Source organism: Sporofaciens musculi, assembly GCF_009830285.1.
In the GTDB taxonomy this organism is placed as follows: Bacteria; Bacillota; Clostridia; order Lachnospirales; family Lachnospiraceae; genus Sporofaciens; species Sporofaciens musculi.
The window spans coordinates 1,349,147-1,370,449 of the sequence record NZ_WUQX01000001.1; the positions used below are offsets into that span (position 1 = coordinate 1,349,147).

Sequence of the window (21,303 nt, forward strand, 5' to 3'; positions counted from 1 at the left end):
CATCCTTTTCTATGCGCAACTAAAACTCACACGTTAGTTTACCATATTTTTAAAAATTTACAAGTATTTTGGTTCTAAAATAGAAATGAGCGTCATAGAATAGGTATTGACCCCGCGATAATGGGCGGGAATGCTTGACAACTCAAAATACGATTCGGAGGAAGGGAGATTGTAGAATTATGTCAGATAAGATTATTGAAAACAACCAGGTAACCATTATGGGAGAGATTGCGTCGCCGTTTCTTTTCAGCCATGAGGTCTACGGAGAAGGCTTCTACATGGTAGATGTGCATGTGAAGCGTCTGAGTAACTCGGAGGATAATATCCCTCTGATGATATCGGAGAGGCTGATTGACGTGACACAGGATTACACGGGCGAGTTCATCATGGTGAACGGACAGTTCAGGTCCTACAACCGGCATGATGAGCAGAAGAACCGTCTGGTGCTGTCGGTGTTTGTAAGAGAGGTATCTTTTATTGAGGAGGAGCTTGACGGGGCCAAGACAAACAACATTTTTCTGGATGGTTACATATGTAAGATGCCGGTTTACAGAAAGACGCCTCTTGGCAGAGAGATTGCAGATCTTCTGCTTGCCGTAAACAGGCCGTACGGGAAGTCGGACTACATACCATGTATCTGTTGGGGAAGGAACGCCAGATTTGCGTCGGGGTTTGAGGTTGGCGAGCATGTCCAGATTATCGGGAGGATTCAGAGCAGGGAATATATAAAGAAGCTGACGGAGACGGAGACAGAAAAAAGGGTGGCCTATGAGGTATCGGTCAGCAAATTGGAATGTCTGGAGGATTAGAGAACTTTCATTGACATCATATTTGATTAATGATAGAATTTTTATAAAATGAATATGAATGTCAGGAGGATTACGAATGGCTATTTTTACAGGAGCCGGAGTGGCGATTGTCACACCATTTAACGAAGACGAGAGTATTAATTATGATAGACTGGACGAATTAATCGATTTCCATTGTGAGAACGGGACGGACAGTATTATCATTTGCGGCACGACGGGGGAATCTGCCACGATGACGGAGGAGGAACATCTGGAGTGTGTGAAGTTCACCATTGAGCGTGCCAAGGGACGGATTCCGGTGATTGCCGGAACAGGTTCAAACTGCACCAGAACGGCGGTTGATATGTCTAGGGAGGCAGCGCAGTACGGGGCGGACGGGCTTTTGGTGGTGACGCCCTACTATAACAAGGCAACCCAGGCGGGGCTTATGGCCCACTATAAGGCGGTTGCTAAGGAGGCAAAGGCACCCATTATCATGTATAGCGTGGCAAGCCGTACGGGATGTAATATTGAGCCGGCGACGGTGGCGGCCCTTTTCAGGGATGTGGACAATATTGTGGGCGTGAAAGAAGCTTCCGGTAATATTTCACAGGTTGCGAAGATTATGACGCTGACAGAGGGAAGGATAGATTTATATTCGGGAAATGACGACCAGATTGTTCCAATACTTTCTCTTGGCGGCAAGGGTGTAATCTCTGTGTTGTCTAATGTGGCGCCAAAGGAGACTCATGATATGTGCGCTAAGTTCTTTGCAGGAGACGTTAAGGAGAGCGCCAGGCTTCAGCTTCAGGCAATTCCGCTGGTAGAGCAGTTGTTCAGTGAAGTGAACCCGATTCCAGTAAAGAAGGCGATGCAGTTAATGGGTATGGACTGCGGCGGTCTTCGTATGCCGCTTACAGAGCTTACGAAAGGCCATGAGGAGACCCTCAAAGCAGCCATGAAAGAATTTGGAATTAAACTTAAATAGGACATTTGTGTGGAAATACCTTATAATCAGGAGGACAAAAGATGGTACGTGCAATCATGCATGGATGTAACGGCAAGATGGGGCAGGTAATCACTGGCCTTATCAAAGCCGATGAGGGGATAGAATTAGTAGCGGGAATTGACACCTATACAGGGATAGACAATGATTATCCGGTGTTTGAGCGTATAGACCAGTGCGATGTGAAGGCAGATGTCATCATCGATTTCTCTAATGCAAAAGCGGTGGACGACCTGCTTGACTACTGCACAGACAGGAATGTTCCGGTGGTGCTATGTACCACGGGGCTTTCTAAGGAGCAGCTTGGGAAGGTGAAGAAAGCGTCCGAAAAGACGGCGGTGCTGAAATCTGCCAACATGTCTCTTGGAGTCAATCTTCTTATGAAATTGCTTCGGGATGCCGCAAAGATCCTTGGACCGGCAGGCTTCGATATTGAGCTGGTGGAGAGGCATCACAATCAGAAGGTGGACGCGCCCAGCGGGACAGCCCTTGCGCTGGCGGATTCCATCAATGAAGCCATGGACCATACTTACGAGTATGTATATGACAGAAGCCAGGTGCGCAGGAAGCGCGACCAGAAGGAGATTGGCATCTTTGCGGTTCGGGGAGGAACCATTGTGGGAGATCATGAGGTGATTTTTGCCGGCGCGGATGAGGTAATCGAATTCAGACACACGGCTTATTCCAAGACAGTGTTTGGCAAGGGAGCCGTGGAGGCGGCCAAGTTTCTTGCCGGAAAGCCGGCGGGGGCTTACGATATGTCGGACGTCATCCGGTTTTAATTTTAACAGACGAGGCCCGTCTGACCCCAGGGGATATCCAAAGGGTATCCCGTAATTATGCATAGTATACAGAAGAAAAATATATTTATTTACATTGGGAGGATAATCATGAAAGATTTGGAGGAACGTTATCTGGAACGACTTTCTCAATTATATCCGACCATCGCAATGGCATCGACGGAGATTATTAATCTTCAGGCCATCCTGAACCTTCCGAAAGGAACCGAGCATTTCCTAACGGATATCCACGGGGAATATGAGGCATTTTCCCATGTGCTTAAGAATGGCTCAGGAGCAGTACGCCGCAAAGTCGATGACGTCTTCGGGAATACTATGGGTAGCAGGACCAAACAGGCTCTTGCTACTCTTATTTATTATCCGAAAGAGAAGATGGACAGGATTAAGCGGGAAGAAGACAACATGGAGGATTGGTACAAGATTACTCTGTACCGTTTAATTGAGATCAGCAAGCGGGCGGCCAGCAAATACACTCGCTCTAAGGTGAGGAAATCACTGCCGGAGGATTTTGCCTATGTGATTGAGGAGTTGATTACAGAGAAGGCGGATATTATGGATAAAGGCTCGTACTATAATTCCATCGTGAGTACGATTATCAGAATCGGAAAGGCGGAGAAGTTTATCATTGCCTTGAGCGAGCTGATTCAGAGATTAACGGTGGATCATCTCCATATTGTGGGGGATATCTATGACAGAGGGCCAGGGCCTCATATTATTATGGATAAATTAATGAAGTACCATTCTGTGGATATACAGTGGGGAAACCATGACGTGCTGTGGATGGGGGCTGCGGCAGGCCAGAGGGGATGTATCGCCAATGTAATTCGTATCTGTGCAAGATACGGCAACCTGGATATCTTAGAGGAGGGGTATGGAATTAATCTTCTTCCGCTGGCAACATTTGCTTTGAATACCTATAAGGATGATCCCTGCAAATGCTTCCAGCTTAAGGGAGATTCCGGCCACGGCAAGAATGAGATGCTGATGGATATCAAGATGCATAAGGCGATTTCTGTGATTCAGTTCAAGGTGGAGGGGCAGATTATTCAGAAGAACCCAGGCTTTAAGATGGAGGATCGGAATCTTTTGCACCATGTTGACTATGAGAAGGGTACGATTGAGATTGACGGAAAAACCTACGAGATGCTGGATAAGAATTTCCCCACGATTGATCCGAAGAATCCCTATGGATTGACAAAGGAAGAAGAAGACATTATGGAACGGCTTGAGCAGGCGTTTCTAAACTGCGAGAAATTGCAGCGGCATATGCGTTTCCTGTTAAATAAAGGCGCGTTGTACAAGGTGTATAACAATAACCTGCTCTATCATGGGTGTGTTCCGTTAAACGAGGACGGAAGCTTAAAGACCGTGAGCGTTTATGGAAAGTCATATCAGGGAAAGAGCCTGTATGAGATTCTGGAGAGTTATGTGAGAAAGGGTTTCCACGCTCTTGACGAAGAAGAACGGGAGAGGGGCAGGGATATGATGTGGTATATCTGGCTCAGCGAGGGCTCTCCGCTGTTTGGAAAGGATAAGATGGCCACGTTTGAGAGATATTTCCTTGCGGAGAAGGAGACTCACAAGGAGAAGAAGAATCCCTATTACAGTCTTTTGGAGGAGGAGGAAGTGGTGAACGGAATCCTTAGGGAATTCGGACTGCCTTCAGAGGGAACCCATATCGTCAACGGCCATGTTCCGGTCAAGAGTAAGAACGGGGAGAATCCGGTGAAATGTGGCGGCAAGGTTATGGTTATTGACGGCGGATTCTCCAAGGCGTACCAGAAGGAGACGGGGATTGCAGGGTACACCCTTATCTCTAATTCCTATGGCTTGATTCTGGTTGCCCATGAGCCTTTTGAGTCTACGGAGGCGGCTATTGAGAAGGAGAGCGATATTCATTCAGACAGTGTAATCGTGAATCGGGTGCTGGAGAGAAAGCTTGTTGGCGACACGGATGTAGGACGGGACTTAAGAGAGCAGATTGCAGATCTGGAGGTACTTCTTCGGGCGTATCGAAGCGGGCGGATTGCGGAGAAGGTATGATAGAGTTAGAGGCTGTGGTATTATACCACAGCCTCTAGGATTGTCTTATTGTCGGCTACAATCTGATGCTCGTCAGCAACAAACTGGCTCTTGTCCTTCTGGGATGCCGTATAAATATCCATGCGCTGCAGCTTCGCACCGGACAGGTACAGATTATAAAGGCGTGTCTCAAAGATGCGGTTGGATATCTCCACCGTTCCCTGGTTGTTTCTGATAAATCCAAACATGGAGGCAATGTCAAAAGCAGGTTCATCCCCGTTGTAGGATATGGCAGAGCCTGTGAATAGTAGATTTTCAAGCAGAGTGTTCAATTCGGGATAATCATTAAGCTTCCCAATCAAAGAGTCAAATAGTGTGTTGTTCTCTGACAGCAGTATGCGTTCTGCCTCAAAAAAGCCGTCTTTTGTCCAGGGCGATTTTGTGCGGAAGCGCTCTAATTGGCTCACATCTTCGTCTATAAGCTTACATAATGCAGACACCAGATAAGGATAGCCGGAGGTGTAGTCAAAAATCAGCCCTGCCATGTCGTCAGGGTTCATTCCAGTATGCTGGTCAGCTTTGTATGCCCTTAACATTCCTGCTATATCATTTTTGGAGAAACTCATCTCTACTTTGAACCGTGTGGCAATATTCCAAGGGCTGTTCGTTTTGTGTGCCTCATCCGGACGAAGTTTTCGTTTCATGTTTTTAATGTCACAGACGCCGGCAAGGATTACGGAATGGAACGTGGGCGTACCAAGGGTATCCCTCTCCAGATAATAATTCCTTAGCTGTGCCAGGAAATCCAGAAATACCTGGTTGTCTGCGGCGCTGTCCACTTCGTCGATCATTAAGACGACGGGTTTTGGAGACATTTGGCAAATCCTGACCATATGTTGAAAAAGCTCAAATAATGAAAAATCCTTTCTATCCTCCGAGACTTCTGTATTTAATAGGGACAAGGTATCATGTAATTCCTCCGTTATTTCTGTATTCTGTCGTAAGATACGGTGCAAAAAATACTGTGCGAAGGATATGGAGAATATGTGGCCGTCTGCAAATTTCGCTGTGTCTAAGGCCTGAAAATCCAGGCTTATCACCAGGTAATCATCTAAAAGTAACTTGGTCAGAGCATGTAATGTGGTGGTCTTGCCATACTGTCTCGCCCTGTTTATGGTAAAATATGCGCCCTGTTTAACTAATTCCTGTATCTGACTGAGTTGTCTGCTGATATCGACCATATAGTGTTTAGTCGGGACGCACACACCCGTTACATTGAATATTTTCTGCATTTTTTCGGACTCCTTTCCATATACTTTTGGCACGCTGTAAGGTACGAAAATCATAGCATATAAACAGAACCCTTTCAAGGACAGCGTCATAATATTTTGTAAAAAACTACCAGTATACTATTTCCTTTTTTGCAGATATTACTGGTAACAAGTATTACTTGATTATAGATAAAGATACATGAAAGGGAGAATTAGACATGAAACAGTTAAAGAAAATGGTACTGATCCTTATGTGTACAGGCGCAATGCTTGGCATGACTGCCTGCGGCAGCGACGGTAACGCTGATGACAATGCAGCTAATAACAATGCGGCAGACGACGGTAACACCAACAATAACAACAATGGCAGCACCAACAATGGTAATACCAACGGCGCTACCGATGGTACGGACCGTGACCGTAACGACGGCGACAATATAGCCGATGAGATTGGCGATGATGTCCGTGACGGTATGGATGATGTGGGAGACGCCTTGGATGGAAATGATGACAATAACAACGTGGATAACAACGACGACGGCGTCAATGATGACAAGGTAAGAGATTAGAGATAATTTTAGGAATGATGGGCTGCTTTTTCTGGTTGATTCTGGATGAGCAGCTCTTTTCTGTGATGTTTAAGAAGATATTAGAATAAGGCTTTACACCAAATTTACTTATTGATATAATAAAAATATCATAATAAACGGCGCTTTAAAAGTGAGGTGAGAATATGCCAAGTATATCCGACATTGTAAAAGATTCCGTAGTTGAATTTTCAAGGTTACAAAATTGGATGGTATCAGCAAAAGAAAACAGTGACATGGACACGTATAAAATGATGCTTGACCGTTACAAGGAATTAAAGGTGATCCTCACTGTTGCTGGTGTCAATCTGCAGGAAATTGACAAAATAAAAGAGTAGTCAGCAAAAAGGTGTAAAGTCCATTGAATATCAAAGGCTTTGCATCTTTTTATTTAAGCCGTGATGATGGAGTTTCCTTCAGAACTCGACCAGAATATATGTTTTTCGTCAAATTGGATAAAAGAAGGGAAATATATTGTTAAAATTTCTACAAGCAAAATGCTTGTTAATTTATTATCAATGTGTTATGATGATTTCAGACGGCGGCAGGAAACGACAATTTACACAGATGTTCTGACGCCAGGCGTACTGGCATAAGCTAGAGAGAACCAGTATTCCAGAATCAGTAGAAAATGCATAGAGAAGGAGAAGAAAACATGAGCTGCAAAGTCACAATCATTGGAGCAGGAAGCGTAGGCTCCACAATTGCGTACACATTGTCCGGCGAGGACATGGCATCTGAGATCGTTCTGATCGACATCAACAAGGAGAAGGTAGAAGGCGAGGTCATGGATATTGAGCAGGGAACCTGCTTCAGAGATCCAGTAGCCATCGTTGCAGGCGAGTATGAGGATGCGAAGGATTCCGACATTGTTATTATCACATCCGGAATTGCACGTAAACCGGGACAGACAAGAATTGAGCTGACACAGACTAACGTTAATATCTTAAAGCAGATTACACCGGAGATTGTAAAAGCGGCACCGAAGGCGCTTTATATCATTGTAAGCAATCCGGTTGATGTTATGACTTATGTATTCACAAAGATTTCAGGTATTCCGGAGAATCAGATTATTGGTTCCGGAACTGTCTTAGATTCCGCGAGACTTCGCTGCGGACTTTCCGAACATTTTGATGTAGCACAGAGAAATATTCATGCATACGTATTTGGCGAGCATGGAGATACCTCCTTTATTCCATGGTCTGCTGCAAGAATCGCAGGCGTCAACGTAGACGATTTTGTGGCAATGATGCCTCACCTTGGAAAAGACGCTAAAGAATTGGACAAAGATGCAATGCTTACCTATGTACAGAAGTCCGGCGGTAAGATTATTGCCAATAAGGGAGCCACCTTCTATGCAGTCACAAGAGGCGTTTGCAGATTATGCAGTATCCTGATGTCCGCCTCCGAGTCCGTGACCACCGTATCTTCTATGATGCATGGAGAATACGGGATTGAGGATGTGTGCTTAAGTACGCTGGCATTGGTAGGGCCAAACGGTATTCAGGGAAAGATTCCAATGGCGCTTACCGAGGAGGAGGTAGGAAAGTTAAAGGCAAGTGCGGATGCATTAAAGGCTGTCATCGCACAGATTGAGCTGTAATTTAAGAAATTCTTCTGGGCAGTCAGGTACGAATGGGTTTTATTGGTGACTGCCGCAGAATAATTGACTTATGGGAAACTTCATATTAATATAAAGGATGGAGTTTCGACAAAATATATGAAGAAAGGACAGCGAGAACTATGAAGTACAGTTATTATCCGGGATGCACTTTGAGAACAAAGGCAAAGGATCTGGATGTTTATGCAAGGGCTTCAGCAGCAGCGCTTGGGATTGAGTTAGAGGAAATCGAAGACTGGCAGTGCTGCGGCGGGGTCTATCCTCTTGGTTCTGACGAAATTGCTACGAAGTTGTCTTCTGTGCGCGCCTTGAATGCGGCGAAGGAGAAGGGACAGGCGTTGGTAACCATGTGTTCCGCATGCCATCATGTCATCAAGCGTGTCAACGACGACATGAAGAATGTAGAAGACATCCGCACCAGGGCAAACAATTATATGGAGCTTGAGGAACCCTACGCAGGCGAGACACAAGTTCTTCATTTCCTGGAAGTCCTTCGCGACAAAGTAGGATTTGACGAATTAAAGAAGAAAGTGACGAATCCTCTGAAGGGAAAGAAGATTGGCGCATACTATGGGTGTCTCCTTCTTCGTCCGAGTAAACTGTTAAGCTTTGACGATCCGGAAAACCCGAAGATTATCGAAGACTTTATCCGAGCCATCGGGGCCGAGCCGGTCATTTATCCTTACCGCAACGAGTGCTGCGGCGGTTACATTTCCCTGAAAGAAAAGGAAATGTCCAAAAATATGTGCGAAAAAATCATGGCAAGTGCAGAGGGCTTCGGGGCAGAAATGCTTACCACGGCATGTCCCTTATGCCTGTATAACCTGAATAAGAGTACAGGAAAGAAGCTTCCGGTGGTCTACTTCACCGAGCTGCTTGCTAAGGCCCTGGGAGTAAAAGAGGAGGTGGCAAAGTCATGAGTTCTGAAAAGAAGCAGGCAGAACTGATTAAGGAAATCAGCGGCGTGAATCCGCTAAAATGTATGAAGTGCGGCAAATGTTCTGCCACCTGCCCATCCTATAACGAGATGGATATCAAGCCTCATCAGTTTGTGTCCTATGTGATAAATGAAGATATTGACAGCCTGGTAAATTCTAAGTCCCTGTGGAAATGTCTTTCCTGCTTCGCATGTGTGGAGAGATGTCCCCGCGACGTAAAACCAGGGAAGCTGATTGACGCCGCAAGACAGGTTGTGGTGCGTCAAAAAGGTCAGAATTACCTGCTGGCAGACGAGATTCCGGAATTATTAGATCCAGAACTCCCACAGCAGTTGTTAGTCAGTGCATACAGAAGGTACAGGAGGTGAGAAGAAAAGTGCAGAGAATCGGAGTATTTGTCTGCCATTGCGGAAGCAATATTGCCGCTACGGTAGACGTAAACAAAGTAGCAGAGATGGCGCTCATGGAGCCAGGCGTTGTCCATGCTGAGGACTACCAGTATATGTGTTCCGAAGCCGGACAGGCGAAGATTGCGGCGGCGATTCAGGAAAAGAATTTATCAGGAATCGTGGTATGTTCCTGTTCCCCGCGTATGCATGAGGCTACCTTCAGAAAGGCGGCTGAGCGCGCAGGCTTGAATCCGTATATGGTGGAAATCGCCAATATCCGTGAACACTGTTCATGGATTCACAAGGATATGGACGAGGCAACCAAGAAGGCGGTTATCCTGATGCGGGCGGCAGTTGCCAAGGTGAACTTAAACACACCCCTTCAGGCGGGAGAGAGCCGAGTTACCAAGCGTGCGCTGGTTATCGGCGGCGGTATCGCAGGTATACAGACAGCACTTGACATTGCAGACGCAGGCTATGAGGTGGATATTGTGGAGAAGACCCCAAGTATCGGAGGGCGGATGTCACAGCTTGACAAGACCTTCCCTACACTGGACTGCTCTGCATGTATCTTGACGCCTAAGATGGTAGAAGCGTCAGCCCATGAGAAGATTACCATCTATACATACAGTGAAGTGGAAAAAGTCAGCGGATTCGTAGGTGATTTCACCGTAGATATCCGCAAGAAGGCAAGAAGCGTGGATATGGACAAATGTACGGGCTGCGGTGTCTGCCAGGAGAAATGTCCGTCCAAGAAGGCGCCCAGCGAATTTAACAGGGGCCTTAACACAAGAAGCGCAATCTATACGCCGTTTGCACAGGCAATCCCCAACGTTCCGGTGATTGACCGTGAAGAATGTATCAAGTTTAAGACCGGAAAATGCGGAATCTGCTCTAAGGTGTGTCAGGCAGGGGCTATTGACTATGAGCAGAAGGATGAGATTATCTCAGAGAAATATGGTGCGATTGTGGTTGCCACAGGATTTGACACCATCAATCTTGACAAATATGACGAGTATGCATACAGCCAGAGCAAGGATGTCATCACATCCCTGGAGTTAGAGCGTGTGATGAATGCGGCAGGGCCGACCCACGGACATTTAGAGCGCCTCTCCGACGGAAAAGCGCCTAAGGAGATTGTGTTTATCCAGTGTGTGGGAAGCCGCTGCTCTGACGACAGAGGAAAGCCTTACTGTTCTAAGATTTGCTGTATGTACACAGCAAAACACGCGATGCTGATTCGAGACAAGTATCCGGACGTAAATGTAACAGTATTCTATATTGATGTGCGTACACCAGGTAAGAATTTTGATGAGTTCTACAGAAGGGCAGTCGAGCAGTATGGAGTGAACTATATTAAGGGACAGGTCGGAAAGGTTATTCCACAGCCTGATGGAAAGTTATTGGTACAGGGTTCAGACCTGCTTGACAACAGGCAGATTTTGAAAGAGGCAGATATGGTAGTTCTTGCAACAGCCATCGAGCCGAATCCAGACGTGCGCAAGATTGCCACCATGCTGACCGCAAGTATTGATACCAACAATTTCCTGACAGAAGCCCACGCAAAACTCCGTCCGGTAGAATCGCCTACAGCCGGAATCTTCTTATCAGGAGTATGCCAGGGACCAAAAGACATTCCGGAGACGGTTGCACAGGCAGGAGCCGCTGCCGTGAAAGCCATTGGACTGCTTGCAAAGGATAAGCTTTTGACAAACCCATGTACCGCTAAGGCAGATACCTTGCTGTGTAACGGATGTTCCACCTGTGAGAATGTATGTCCTTACGGTGCCATTACTTATGAAGATCAAGAGGTCAATGACCATGGAATCCGTGAGACTCGCCGTGTGGCAGTAGTCAACAACGCACTCTGCCAGGGCTGCGGCGCATGTACCGTTGCATGTCCTTCAGGCGCCATGGATCTGCAGGGCTTCTCAAATAGACAGATTATAGCGGAGGTGGATGCAATATGCCGTTAGAAAAGAAAGAATTCAAACCGAAGATTGTAGCGTTCTGCTGTAATTGGTGCAGTTATGCGGGAGCCGATTTGGCAGGAAGCAGCCGTTTGACCTATCCTGCTGATGTGAAGATTATCCGTGTGCCATGCTCATGTCGTGTGAATCCTATGTTTATTTTAAGGGCATTTGAAAAGGGCGCGGACGGAGTCATCATGTGCGGATGCCATCCGGGAGACTGCCACTACAGCACAGGCAACTACTACGCAAGAAGGCGCATGACGCTTCTGTTCTCCATGCTTGATTATCTTGGTGTGGAAAACGGGCGTACCCGTGTGGAGTGGGTGTCTGCGGCAGAGGGTGTGAAGTTCTCTGATACCATGAACAGTTTTGTAGAGAAAATCTATTCTCTCGGTGAGAATGTAAGATTGGGGGATTTGAGATGCAAGAATTTGTAGAAGCAACGAGCCAAGTGGGAGCTGGCTCACATTTGGCGACTGCAAAACAACCTGCGGTTGTGGCGCAGGTGATTAACCGTGCAAAAGAGTTGCTGGCAGACGGAACTGTGGCACGGGTTCTCGGCTGGAAGGCCGGAGACTTGCCTTACAATCCGGAACCAGCTTATTTCGAGACAGAAGAGGATTTGAAAGATTTTGTTTATAATGGCTTCTGTGGGGCGAATTTAAGCAAATACATGATTGAGGCTTCTAAGCTTAACGGAAAGACCATGGTTTGTTTAAAGCCCTGCGATACATACAGCTTCAACCAGTTAATCAAAGAGCATCGGGTAGACAGACAGAAGGCTTACATTGTCGGCGTAGGGTGCAAAGGTAAATTGGATATTGAGAGAATTAAGAAGCAGGGAGTAAAGGGAATCCAGAATATTGAAGGCGCAGAGATTACGGACGAGGCGGATACTCTGAAAATCCAGACCATTTACGGAGAAAAGACTCTTGCGTATGCAGACGCCATGTTAGAGAGATGCCATGTCTGCAAAGGCAAAGACCATATGATTTTTGACGAGCAGATTGGGGAATCCAAAGAAACCAAGGACGCAGAGCGTTTCGACGAGGTTGCAAGGATTGAGGCCATGAGTCCGGAGGAGAAATTTGCATTTTTCCAGAGTGAATTAAGCAAATGTATCCGCTGCAATGCCTGCAGAAATGCCTGTCCGGCATGTAGCTGCCGTAAATGTGTATTTGACAGCAACAAGTTTGACAGCTCACAGAAAGCCAATGTTGACTCCTTTGAGGAGAAGATGTTCCACATCATCCGCGCGTTCCACGTGGCGGGAAGATGTACAGACTGCGGCGAGTGCAGCCGTGTATGTCCTCAGGGAATCCCGCTTCACCTGTTTAACCGCAAGTTTATCAAGGATATTGATGAATTATACGGCGAATACCAGGCAGGGGCAGATACTGAATCAACAGCGCCGCTTACCGACTATACGTTTGAGGACGCGGAGCCGAGTATTGTAGGAAAGAGGGGATAATGTATGTATAAGATAGCCAAAGAGAATCTTTCCGCATTATTCCAGTTAATCGCGGATAATCAAGAGCTGTATCTTCCGGTAAAGACCGCGGGGCAGACCAACTTCGGGGTTTGGAGTAAAGATGCAGACGTAGACCTTGACACATTAAAGACCGTAAAATCGGCAAAAGACGCATTTTTCCCGCAGAGCGAAGGGCTTTACACTGTCCGGAAGGACGGAAAGAAGATGTCCATCGAGCCGGAGAGCTTAAAAGAGCAGGATTTCGTAGTGTTCGGCATGAAAGCCTGCGATGTGAAGGGCGTTGAGGTACTGGACAAAGTATTCTTATCTGATCCGGTGGATACGTTCTATGCGGCGAGAAGGGACCATGGGACGATTGTTGCTTTTGCCTGCCATGAGCCGGAGGAAACCTGTTTCTGTAAGGTGTTCGGCGTGGACGCGGCAAATCCTGCTTCCGACGTGGCAGTCTGGACCGTAGGGGAAGAACTCTACTGGAAGGCATTGACAAAAAAAGGAGAGGCTCTTACAGAGACAGTGAAAGAGCTTTTTACAGACGACGCAGACGGCGAGGCGGCAGTAGAGGCGGAGAAAGAAAATATCCATAAGATTGTGGAGAAGCTGCCATATATGAACCTTTCTCTGGAGGGCTGGAACGGAGACGCTCTTTCCGAGAAGTTCGACTCCCCAATCTGGGAGGAATTATACAAACCATGTCTGGCATGCGGCACCTGTACCTTTGTGTGCCCTACCTGCCAGTGTTATGATATCAAGGATTATACGGCAGGAAGCAGCGTATCCCGTTATAGATGCTGGGATTCCTGCATGTACTCAGACTTTACAATGATGGCTCACGGCAATAACCGTACCAGCCAGATGCAGAGATTCCGCCAGAGATTCATGCACAAGCTGGTGTACTATCCTGCCAATAACGACGGAATGTACTCCTGCGTGGGCTGCGGACGCTGCGTGGAGAAATGTCCTCAGGCCCTTAACATTGTGAAGGTTGTGAAGGCATTTCAGAATCAGGGAGGTGAAAAATAATGGGTGAATGTACATGTCATAAGAATTATACATTAGATACTCTCATCCCTCAGGTGGGCGTGATTACGGATATCCGCCAGGAGACGCCGGATGTAAAGACGTTTCGGGTCAATGCACCGGAGGGAGGCAAGCTGTTCGAGCATATGCCGGGACAGTGCGCCATGGTATGCGCGCCTGGTATCAGCGAGGGTATGTTTTCCATTACTTCTTCTCCGACCAATAAAGAATATCAGGAATTCAGTATTAAACAGTGCGGAATTCTGACGGACTATCTTCACAGCCTTGAGGTGGGCGACGAGATTACGGTTCGGGGACCTTACGGCAATTCGTTTCCGGTAGAAACAGAGCTTAAGGGGAAGAACCTTCTGTTTATCGCAGGCGGTATCGGGCTTGCGCCCCTTCGTTCTGTGATTAACTATGTGCTGGATAACCGTGAGAATTATGGGACGGTGGATATTGTCTATGGCTCACGTTCTGCGGAGGATTTGGTGCAGTTAAAAGAGATTCAGGAGGTCTGGATGAAGACAGAGGGCGTGAACGTCTATCTGACCATCGACAGAGAGCAGGATCATTGGGACGGACATGTGGGATTTGTTCCAAACTACGTAAAAGAGCTTGGATTTGATACGGACAGAACAGCATTGGTCTGCGGTCCTCCGATTATGATTAAGTTCGTGCTTGCGGGGTTAAAAGAGCTTGGATTTACCACAGAGCAGGTTTATACCACATTAGAGCTGCGTATGAAGTGTGGTGTCGGCAAATGCGGACGCTGCAATATCGGCTCAAAGTATGTCTGCAAAGACGGTCCTGTGTTCCGGTACGATGAGATTGACGAACTTCCCAATGAATATTAAAGGCTCACCAGTTTAGCCATGGCGAAGAAGCTGCGAAGCAGGGGTTTTGAGCAGCGCATGGCGAAACGTTCGATAGCCATTTAACTTATAGAAAGGATACGAATAACATGGAAAATATGGTAAATGTATATTTTAGCGGTAAGCGTTACAGTGTTCCGGCAGACCTGACAATCATGACCGCCATGGAATACGCCGGCTATACATGGAAAAGAGGATGCGGCTGCCGTCATGGCTTCTGCGGAGCCTGTGCGACCGTATACCGTATCAAGGGAAAAAATGAATTAAAGACCTGCCTTGCCTGCCAGACTCAGGTAGAAGAAGGAATGTACGTGGCAAGTATCCCATTTTTCCCCACCGACAAGAGGACCTATGAGATTGAGGATATCAAGCCGACCCAGCAGATTATGATGGAGCTTTATCCGGAAATTTATAGCTGTATCGGATGTAATGCCTGTACAAAGGCGTGTACCCAGGATTTGAACGTGATGCAGTATATTGCGTACGCGCAGCGGGGCGAGTTCGAGAAGTGTGCGGAGGAATCCTTCGACTGTATCGGCTGCGGCTGCTGTACCGTGAGATGTCCGGCAGGTATCTCCCATCCCCATGTAGGTGTTCTGGCAAGGCGTCTGACCGGAAAATACATTGCGCCTAAGACCGAGCATCTTGCGAACCGTGTAGATGAGATTAACAAAGGCGAGTATGACGGGCTGATTGAGCAGATTATGCAGAAGCCAATCACAGAGATGCAGGAACTTTATAACACCAGAGAGATTGAAAAGTAAGGGAGGCGTAAATATGTATACACCATATCCAGAGAATATGATGGAATCCATTAAAAAGGTAGAGGCTACAAGAGAAAAACGTATGTCTACGGAACCTAGACGTCTGACTGCTGATGAAAAAGACGCCCTCCTGAAAGAATTCCATCCAGACTATAATCCGGAGGCGTTTGCGGAGATCAAAGTAGGGGCGAACAAGGGACAAAAAGCGCCTTTAGAGCTTACAAAAATGCTTCACTCCACAAGCCGTATTGCAAATGAGAAGATTGATATTACGAAAATCGACTACGACGTAGACGTACTTGTCATCGGCGGCGGGGGCGCAGGCTCATCTTGTGCCATCGAGGCCCACAATGCAGGGGCGAACGTTATGATTGTTACAAAACTTCGTATCGGTGACGCTAATACCATGATGGCGGAGGGCGGTATCCAGGCTGCGGATAAGGAAAATGATTCTCCGGTACAGCATTACCTGGACTGCTTTGGCGGCGGACATTTTGCGGCAAGGCCGGAGTTGGTAAAACGTCTTGTCATGGAGGCTCCTGATGCAATCAAATGGTTAAACGAGCTTGGCGTTATGTTTGACAAGGATACAGACGGACGCATGGTAACGACTCACGGAGGCGGTACCTCCAGAAAGAGAATGCATGCATGTAAGGATTACTCCGGCGCAGAGATTATGCGTACCCTCCGCGACGAAGTGCTGAATCGTCAAATTCCGGTGGTAGAGTTTACTTCCGCAGTAGAGATTATCAAGGACGAGAAGGGTCAGGCGGCAGGCGCTATTCTTCTTAACATGGAGACAGGCGACTACTCTGTTGCAAGGGCTAAGACAGTCGTAATCGCAACAGGCGGCGCCGGAAGAATGCATTATCAGGGCTTCCCTACTTCCAACCACTATGGCGCAACGGCAGACGGTCTGGTGCTTGGATACAGGGCGGGAGTACCCCTTCTTTATCAGGATTCCATCCAGTACCATCCGACAGGTGTTGCTCATCCGGTTCAGATTCGCGGCGCCCTTGTTACTGAGAAGGTTCGTTCTGTGGGCGCTCAGCTTGTCAACGCTGAGGGCGAGGCATACATCCATCCGTTGGAGACTCGTGACGTCAATGCTTCCGGTGTTATCCGTGAGTGCAGGGAAGGCAGAGGCGTAGAGGCTCCCGGCGGACAGAAGGGCGTTTGGCTTGATACGCCTATGATTGAGCTGTTAGGCGGAGAGGGAACCATCGAGAAGAGAGAATTCCTGCTATGTTCCGTATGTATATGAATTATGGAATAGACATGAGAAAGGTTCCGATTCTGATTTATCCGACGCTGCAATTACCAGAACGGCGGTCTTGAGATTGACGGAGAAGGCTTTACCAAGACAATCCCGAATCTTTTGGCGGCAGGAGAGGCAGCAGGCGGTATTCATGGAAGAAACAGGCTCATGGGCAATTCCCTTCTTGACGTGATCGTATTTGGACGCAATGCAGGTAAGAAGGCGGCGGCAAAAGCAAAAGAAGTAGAGCTTGGTACGATGAATATGGACCATGTGGCGGCTTACGAGGAAGAACTTAAGAGTACAGGCGCAGCTTCTGGAGAAGTATCACCGCTGCTGCTGCCCAAATATGCTCGGCATGAGAGATAGAAGCTTTATCCAATAAGTAAGATATAAAGGAGACAAGATTATGCGTGAGATAGAAGTAAGCAAGATTACGGATGTCGTAGAAAAGCTGTGTATCGAAGCAAATAATCATCTTCCGGAGGACGTAAAATGTGCGATTAAAGATTGCCGCGCGTGCGAGGACGGTGAGATTGCAAAGGGTGTTCTTGATAACATTATCGAGAACTTTGAGATTGCAGACAATGAGTGCGTGCCAATCTGCCAGGATACGGGTATGGCATGTGTATTCCTTGAGATTGGCCAGGACGTACATCTGACTGGCGGCAATCTTACGGAGGCTGTGGACGAAGGTGTGCGCCGTGGTTATGACAAGGGATACCTTCGCAAATCCGTTGTAAAAGATCCAGTACGCCGTGGAAACACAGGGGATAATACGCCTGCAATGCTCTATACGGAAATCGTTCCAGGCGAGCAGATTAAGGTTACGGTAGGGCCAAAGGGCTTCGGAAGTGAGAATATGAGCCAGATTCGTATGTTTAAGCCATCCCATGGGTTACAGGGAATCAAGGATTTCATCCTGGAAGTGGTAGAGACGGCAGGACCGAACCCATGTCCGCCTATGGTGGTAGGCGTGGGAATCGGCGGAACCTTTGACAAGGCTGCTCTCCTTGCCAAGAAAGCGCTGATGCGCCCAATCGATTCCTCCAATCCGGATGCATTCTATGCAGATTTGGAGAAAGAGATGTTAGATAAGATTAACAAGCTTGGAATCGGGCCCCAGGGCTTTGGCGGAAAGACCACAGCAATCGGATTAAACATTGAGACTCTCCCGACCCATATCGCAGGCATGCCATGTGCAGTCAATATCAACTGCCATGTGACACGCCATAAAACGGAGGTGATTTAGATGGCAGCAAAGAAGATTACATTACCATTGACAGAGGAACTTGCAAAGACGCTTCACGCAGGGGACAGCGTACTGGTGACAGGAACCATCTATACATCCCGCGACGCAGGACACAAGCGGATGTGCGAGGCGCTTGCTAAGGGTGAGAAGATACCGTTTGACCCGACGGACGCTACCATCTATTATGTGGGACCGACTCCGGCAAAGCCAGGACAGGTCATTGGTTCTGCGGGACCCACTACCAGCGGGCGTATGGACGCCTATGCGCCGACCATGATGTCTGTAGGCGCAAGGGGAATGATTGGAAAAGGCGCGCGTCTTCCAGAGGTTGTGGACGCGATGAAGAAGTATTTTGGCGTATACTTCGGAGCGATCGGCGGTGCAGGCGCTTTGCTTGCGAAATGTATCAAGAAGGCCGAGCTGATTGCCTATGAAGACTTAGGAGCAGAGGCACTTCGGAAGCTGTATGTAGAGGATATGCCGCTGGTGGTTATCATTGACAGCGAGGGAAATAACCTGTATGAGAGTGGGCGTGCCGCTTATTTAAAAGAGCATGAGGCTTAAAACGGGCGTTTTTCAATAGAAGGGAGTCATATGACATGGAGTTATTTGGAGGAATATTGGCAGTTAAGGCTGTAGTATTTCTGACATTCTCAATCTTCGTGATTGCTGCCGTCGGTTATTCCATCGGCAGGATTGAAGTAAAGGGAATCGACCTTGGAACTGCCGGAGTATTTATCGTTGCTCTGGTCTATGGGTGTCTGTTATACGGAAAGCTGTCGGATAACCTGATGGCAGGAGATGTGTCATTTGCTACGGATGCGCTGAAAATCGTCGAGAATATGGGACTGGTTTTCTTTGTGACTTCCGTAGGTTTTATTGCAGGACCGAATTTTTTCGGGAATCTGAAGCGGAATTTTAAGTCTTATGTTCTGCTTGGCGCAATGATTATCCTTGCGGCTGCGGCAACTTGTGTATTATGTATTTTTATCGGCGGTAACTTTACAAATCTTGACCATGACCAGTTCAAGGCAATTCTGGTGGGAATCCTGTCAGGCGCGTTGACCAGTACGCCGGCATTCTCCGCGTCAAAGGCGGCGGTGGGCGCAGACCTTGAGGCGTTAGTGTCCGTTGGATACGGGATTGCATATCTGTTTGGCGTGATTGGAGTCGTGCTGTTTGTGCAGATTGTTCCTAAGGTCATGAAGGCGGATATGAACGAGGAGGTGGCAAAGATTGCCACAAAAGAAGGCGGAAGTGCAAAGAGAAAGAACTTGATTCTGACAGAGGTAGACGAGTTCGGATTCATGGCATTTTCACTGGCGGCGGTGGTAGGAATCCTGGTGGGAAGTATTAGTTACCGAAATTTCTCCCTGACCACGACGGGCGGATGTCTGTTGACGGCGCTTGTGTTCGGGCATTATGGGCATATCGGAAAGATTTCTATTGTGCCTAAGAGTTCTACTCTTAAAATGTTGCGGGAACTGGGGCTTATGCTGTTCCTGATTGGGGCGGGAGTGTCTGGAGGCGCGAAATTCGTACAATACTTCGAGCCAATTTATTTCCTTTATGGGGCGATAATGACGATTCTCCCTATGATTATCGGGTTCGTGATTGCGAAGAATATCTTGAAGCTGCCGCTTCTCAACAACCTTGGCTCGCTGACCGGAGGAATGACCAGTACGCCAGCTCTTGGGACGCTGATTAATATGGCGGGGACGGAGGATATTGCGGCTGCATATGCAGCCACCTATCCCATTGCATTGATTGCAGTTGTGCTGGCTTCGCAGTTGATTATCTTGTTCTGTTAAAGCAAAATGGCAGTATATGCTAAAAAGGGGGCTGTACTTAATGTACAAGCCCCTGCTTCGTCTTTTTGTGCAATCCGCTATCTGAATATACCGAACAGCCCTTTTTTTCTTGGATTTTGTGGATTTCTTGATGGTATAATTATCATCGCCGTGTCTGTTGCGGTGCTTATCCATTGCTATATATAGCTGGCAGACAGCTTCTTTGGTGTTACACCAACTGAAAGGGACGTCAATATCCTGAAACCTGAGACGAAGCCGTTTGTACTCTTGGTCGCTGATGGCCTCCGGTTTGCTAATGTCACGGTTTCCGAACATTTCTTCAAATGTATCTCTGATTTTGATAAATTTCGCCGGATTGTCTGTGATTAATTTCATAACCTGTTCTGTAAATTCTTTTTTTTCCATTTTTAAATACCTCTCTTAAAACTATACCCAAGGGAATGCGTGATATGGCTTGTATTTTGTAGTGTAATATAGATTGGTGATTATTGCAATAGGGAAACAGAGTTATTATTCATTTTTTATAGGAGGTTTAGTATATTCAAGCATTGTCTATCATGACAAAGAATGGTATATTATAAAGGAATTAGGTTTTTTTCAATAGGTAGGCAGAAACAAAGGAGTTTGGTAAACAGTATGAATGATTAGGACAGTACGAAAGGAGTATTCTATGGGATATCAGGATGAATGGCTTCTTCTGGAAGCAGAAGATGATATTGATGAAGTAGAACACAGACAGCCAACAGAAGAATTTTTGTTTTACCAAGCAGTAACGAAGGGTGATGTGAAGGCTGTCAAAGAAAACTGTGAGAAGGAAAGGTTTCTGGATAGTGAAGGAGTAGGAACACTTTCACGAAATCCTATTACCAATCTAAAATATCATTTCGTCATAACAACGGCAATGATTACCAGACTGTGTAAACAGAAAGGCATGGAGCTTGAACAGGCATTCCGCATGAGTGATTTCTACATTCAGAGATTAGACGACGTACATACGGTTCAGGGAATCAGGAATCTGCATGATGAGATGGTTCTGGATTATACGGACAAAATGCGTAAGATTTATGGGAGTGATACGAATTCCAGGCACATCTGCGTCTGTAAGGAATATATTTATTCCCATCTGAAAGAACGGATTACGATAGAAGATCTGGCGGATGAGCTTGGAGTTTCTGCAAGCTATCTGTCACGGTTGTTTAAGAAAGAAACCGGCGATTCTGTCAGCGCTTATATACGCCGCCAGAAGATTGAAATGGCGAAAAATCTTTTACAGTATAGTGAATATTCGATAATTGACATTGCAAACAGGCTGTCTTTTTCTTCACAGAGCCATTTTATACAACAATTCAGAGAATATGTAGGTATAACTCCTAAAAAATACAGGGACTTAAATCATATGATTCAGTGGGATATTGAAACATAGGTCATACGAAAGAAGT

Annotated in this window: 20 protein-coding genes and 1 pseudogene; 20 read left to right on the plus strand and 1 reads right to left on the minus strand. The window is 46.8% G+C overall.

The window, feature by feature from the left end; translation table 11 throughout:
• The first annotated feature begins 179 nt into the window (after positions 1-179).
• The 4 genes from GN277_RS06675 to GN277_RS06690 all read left to right on the plus strand — a co-directional run bounded on the left by GN277_RS06675 (position 180) and on the right by GN277_RS06690 (position 4,637).
• Positions 180-809 carry a single-stranded DNA-binding protein gene (locus GN277_RS06675; protein ID WP_159750386.1) on the plus strand — a complete coding sequence of 210 codons (630 nt, stop codon included), beginning with the start codon at positions 180-182 and terminating at the stop codon, positions 807-809.
• A 76-nt stretch (positions 810-885) separates the two neighbouring features.
• Positions 886-1,776 (plus strand): 4-hydroxy-tetrahydrodipicolinate synthase, encoded by an 891-nt coding sequence (dapA, locus tag GN277_RS06680; protein WP_159750387.1) that lies wholly within the window; start codon positions 886-888, stop codon positions 1,774-1,776.
• Positions 1,777-1,817: 41 nt separating this feature from the next.
• Complete coding sequence (gene dapB / locus GN277_RS06685; protein ID WP_159750388.1) at positions 1,818-2,576, plus strand: 4-hydroxy-tetrahydrodipicolinate reductase; 759 nt, start codon at positions 1,818-1,820, stop codon at positions 2,574-2,576.
• 108 nt (positions 2,577-2,684) lie between these two features.
• Positions 2,685-4,637 (plus strand): fructose-1,6-bisphosphatase, encoded by a 1,953-nt coding sequence (locus tag GN277_RS06690; protein WP_159750389.1) that lies wholly within the window; start codon positions 2,685-2,687, stop codon positions 4,635-4,637.
• Between the two features lie 20 nt (positions 4,638-4,657).
• Here the strand turns inward: GN277_RS06690 and GN277_RS06695 are convergent, their stop codons facing one another.
• Entirely contained in the window at positions 4,658-5,908 is a 1,251-nt protein-coding gene (locus tag GN277_RS06695) for an AAA-like domain-containing protein (protein ID WP_159750390.1), read from the minus strand.
• Positions 5,909-6,105: 197 nt separating this feature from the next.
• Between GN277_RS06695 and GN277_RS06700 the strand changes: the two genes are divergently transcribed.
• The 16 genes and pseudogenes from GN277_RS06700 to GN277_RS06775 all read left to right on the plus strand — a co-directional run bounded on the left by GN277_RS06700 (position 6,106) and on the right by GN277_RS06775 (position 21,287).
• Positions 6,106-6,456 carry a hypothetical protein gene (locus GN277_RS06700; RefSeq protein WP_159750391.1) on the plus strand — a complete coding sequence of 117 codons (351 nt, stop codon included), beginning with the start codon at positions 6,106-6,108 and terminating at the stop codon, positions 6,454-6,456.
• 164 nt (positions 6,457-6,620) lie between these two features.
• Complete coding sequence (locus GN277_RS06705; RefSeq protein WP_159750392.1) at positions 6,621-6,812, plus strand: hypothetical protein; 192 nt, start codon at positions 6,621-6,623, stop codon at positions 6,810-6,812.
• Positions 6,813-7,105: 293 nt separating this feature from the next.
• Positions 7,106-8,077 (plus strand): L-lactate dehydrogenase, encoded by a 972-nt coding sequence (locus GN277_RS06710; RefSeq protein ID WP_330587142.1) that lies wholly within the window; start codon positions 7,106-7,108, stop codon positions 8,075-8,077.
• Positions 8,078-8,217: 140 nt separating this feature from the next.
• Complete coding sequence (locus tag GN277_RS06715; RefSeq protein WP_159750393.1) at positions 8,218-9,015, plus strand: CoB--CoM heterodisulfide reductase iron-sulfur subunit B family protein; 798 nt, start codon at positions 8,218-8,220, stop codon at positions 9,013-9,015.
• Positions 9,012-9,401 carry a 4Fe-4S dicluster domain-containing protein gene (locus GN277_RS06720; RefSeq protein ID WP_159750394.1) on the plus strand — a complete coding sequence of 130 codons (390 nt, stop codon included), beginning with the start codon at positions 9,012-9,014 and terminating at the stop codon, positions 9,399-9,401. The genes GN277_RS06715 and GN277_RS06720 overlap by 4 nt, the downstream gene beginning before the upstream one ends.
• A gap of 8 nt (positions 9,402-9,409) precedes the next feature.
• Positions 9,410-11,398 (plus strand): CoB--CoM heterodisulfide reductase iron-sulfur subunit A family protein, encoded by a 1,989-nt coding sequence (locus GN277_RS06725; RefSeq protein WP_159750395.1) that lies wholly within the window; start codon positions 9,410-9,412, stop codon positions 11,396-11,398.
• Positions 11,389-11,832: a hydrogenase iron-sulfur subunit gene (locus GN277_RS06730; protein ID WP_159750396.1), complete on the plus strand. Its 444-nt coding sequence runs from the start codon at positions 11,389-11,391 to the stop codon at positions 11,830-11,832. The genes GN277_RS06725 and GN277_RS06730 overlap by 10 nt, the downstream gene beginning before the upstream one ends.
• A 59-nt stretch (positions 11,833-11,891) precedes the next feature.
• The gene (locus GN277_RS06735; protein WP_159756456.1) at positions 11,892-12,866 is read left to right on the plus strand and encodes a 4Fe-4S dicluster domain-containing protein; all 975 of its coding nucleotides are present in this window, start codon (positions 11,892-11,894) and stop codon (positions 12,864-12,866) included.
• A 3-nt stretch (positions 12,867-12,869) separates the two neighbouring features.
• Positions 12,870-13,907, plus strand: a complete 1,038-nt coding sequence (locus tag GN277_RS06740) for a 4Fe-4S dicluster domain-containing protein (protein WP_159750397.1) — start codon at positions 12,870-12,872, stop codon at positions 13,905-13,907.
• Entirely contained in the window at positions 13,907-14,761 is an 855-nt protein-coding gene (locus GN277_RS06745) for an FAD/NAD(P)-binding protein (RefSeq protein ID WP_159750398.1), read from the plus strand. Before GN277_RS06740 ends, GN277_RS06745 begins: the two co-directional genes overlap by 1 nt.
• Positions 14,762-14,868: 107 nt before the next feature.
• Entirely contained in the window at positions 14,869-15,543 is a 675-nt protein-coding gene (locus tag GN277_RS06750; protein WP_159750399.1) for a 2Fe-2S iron-sulfur cluster-binding protein, read from the plus strand.
• 226 nt (positions 15,544-15,769) lie between these two features.
• Positions 15,770-17,170: pseudogene (locus GN277_RS06755) on the plus strand (FAD-dependent oxidoreductase).
• A gap of 40 nt (positions 17,171-17,210) precedes the next feature.
• Positions 17,211-18,053: a fumarate hydratase gene (locus GN277_RS06760; protein WP_159750400.1), complete on the plus strand. Its 843-nt coding sequence runs from the start codon at positions 17,211-17,213 to the stop codon at positions 18,051-18,053.
• A complete protein-coding gene (locus GN277_RS06765; RefSeq protein WP_159750401.1) occupies positions 18,054-18,617 on the plus strand; it encodes a Fe-S-containing hydro-lyase in 564 nt (187 codons plus the stop codon).
• 35 nt (positions 18,618-18,652) lie between these two features.
• Positions 18,653-19,864 (plus strand): aspartate-alanine antiporter-like transporter, encoded by a 1,212-nt coding sequence (locus GN277_RS06770; RefSeq protein ID WP_159750402.1) that lies wholly within the window; start codon positions 18,653-18,655, stop codon positions 19,862-19,864.
• Between the two features lie 670 nt (positions 19,865-20,534).
• On the plus strand, positions 20,535-21,287 hold the full coding sequence (locus GN277_RS06775) for a helix-turn-helix domain-containing protein (RefSeq protein ID WP_159756459.1): 753 nt from the start codon (positions 20,535-20,537) through the stop codon (positions 21,285-21,287).
• Positions 21,288-21,303: the final 16 nt, after the last annotated feature.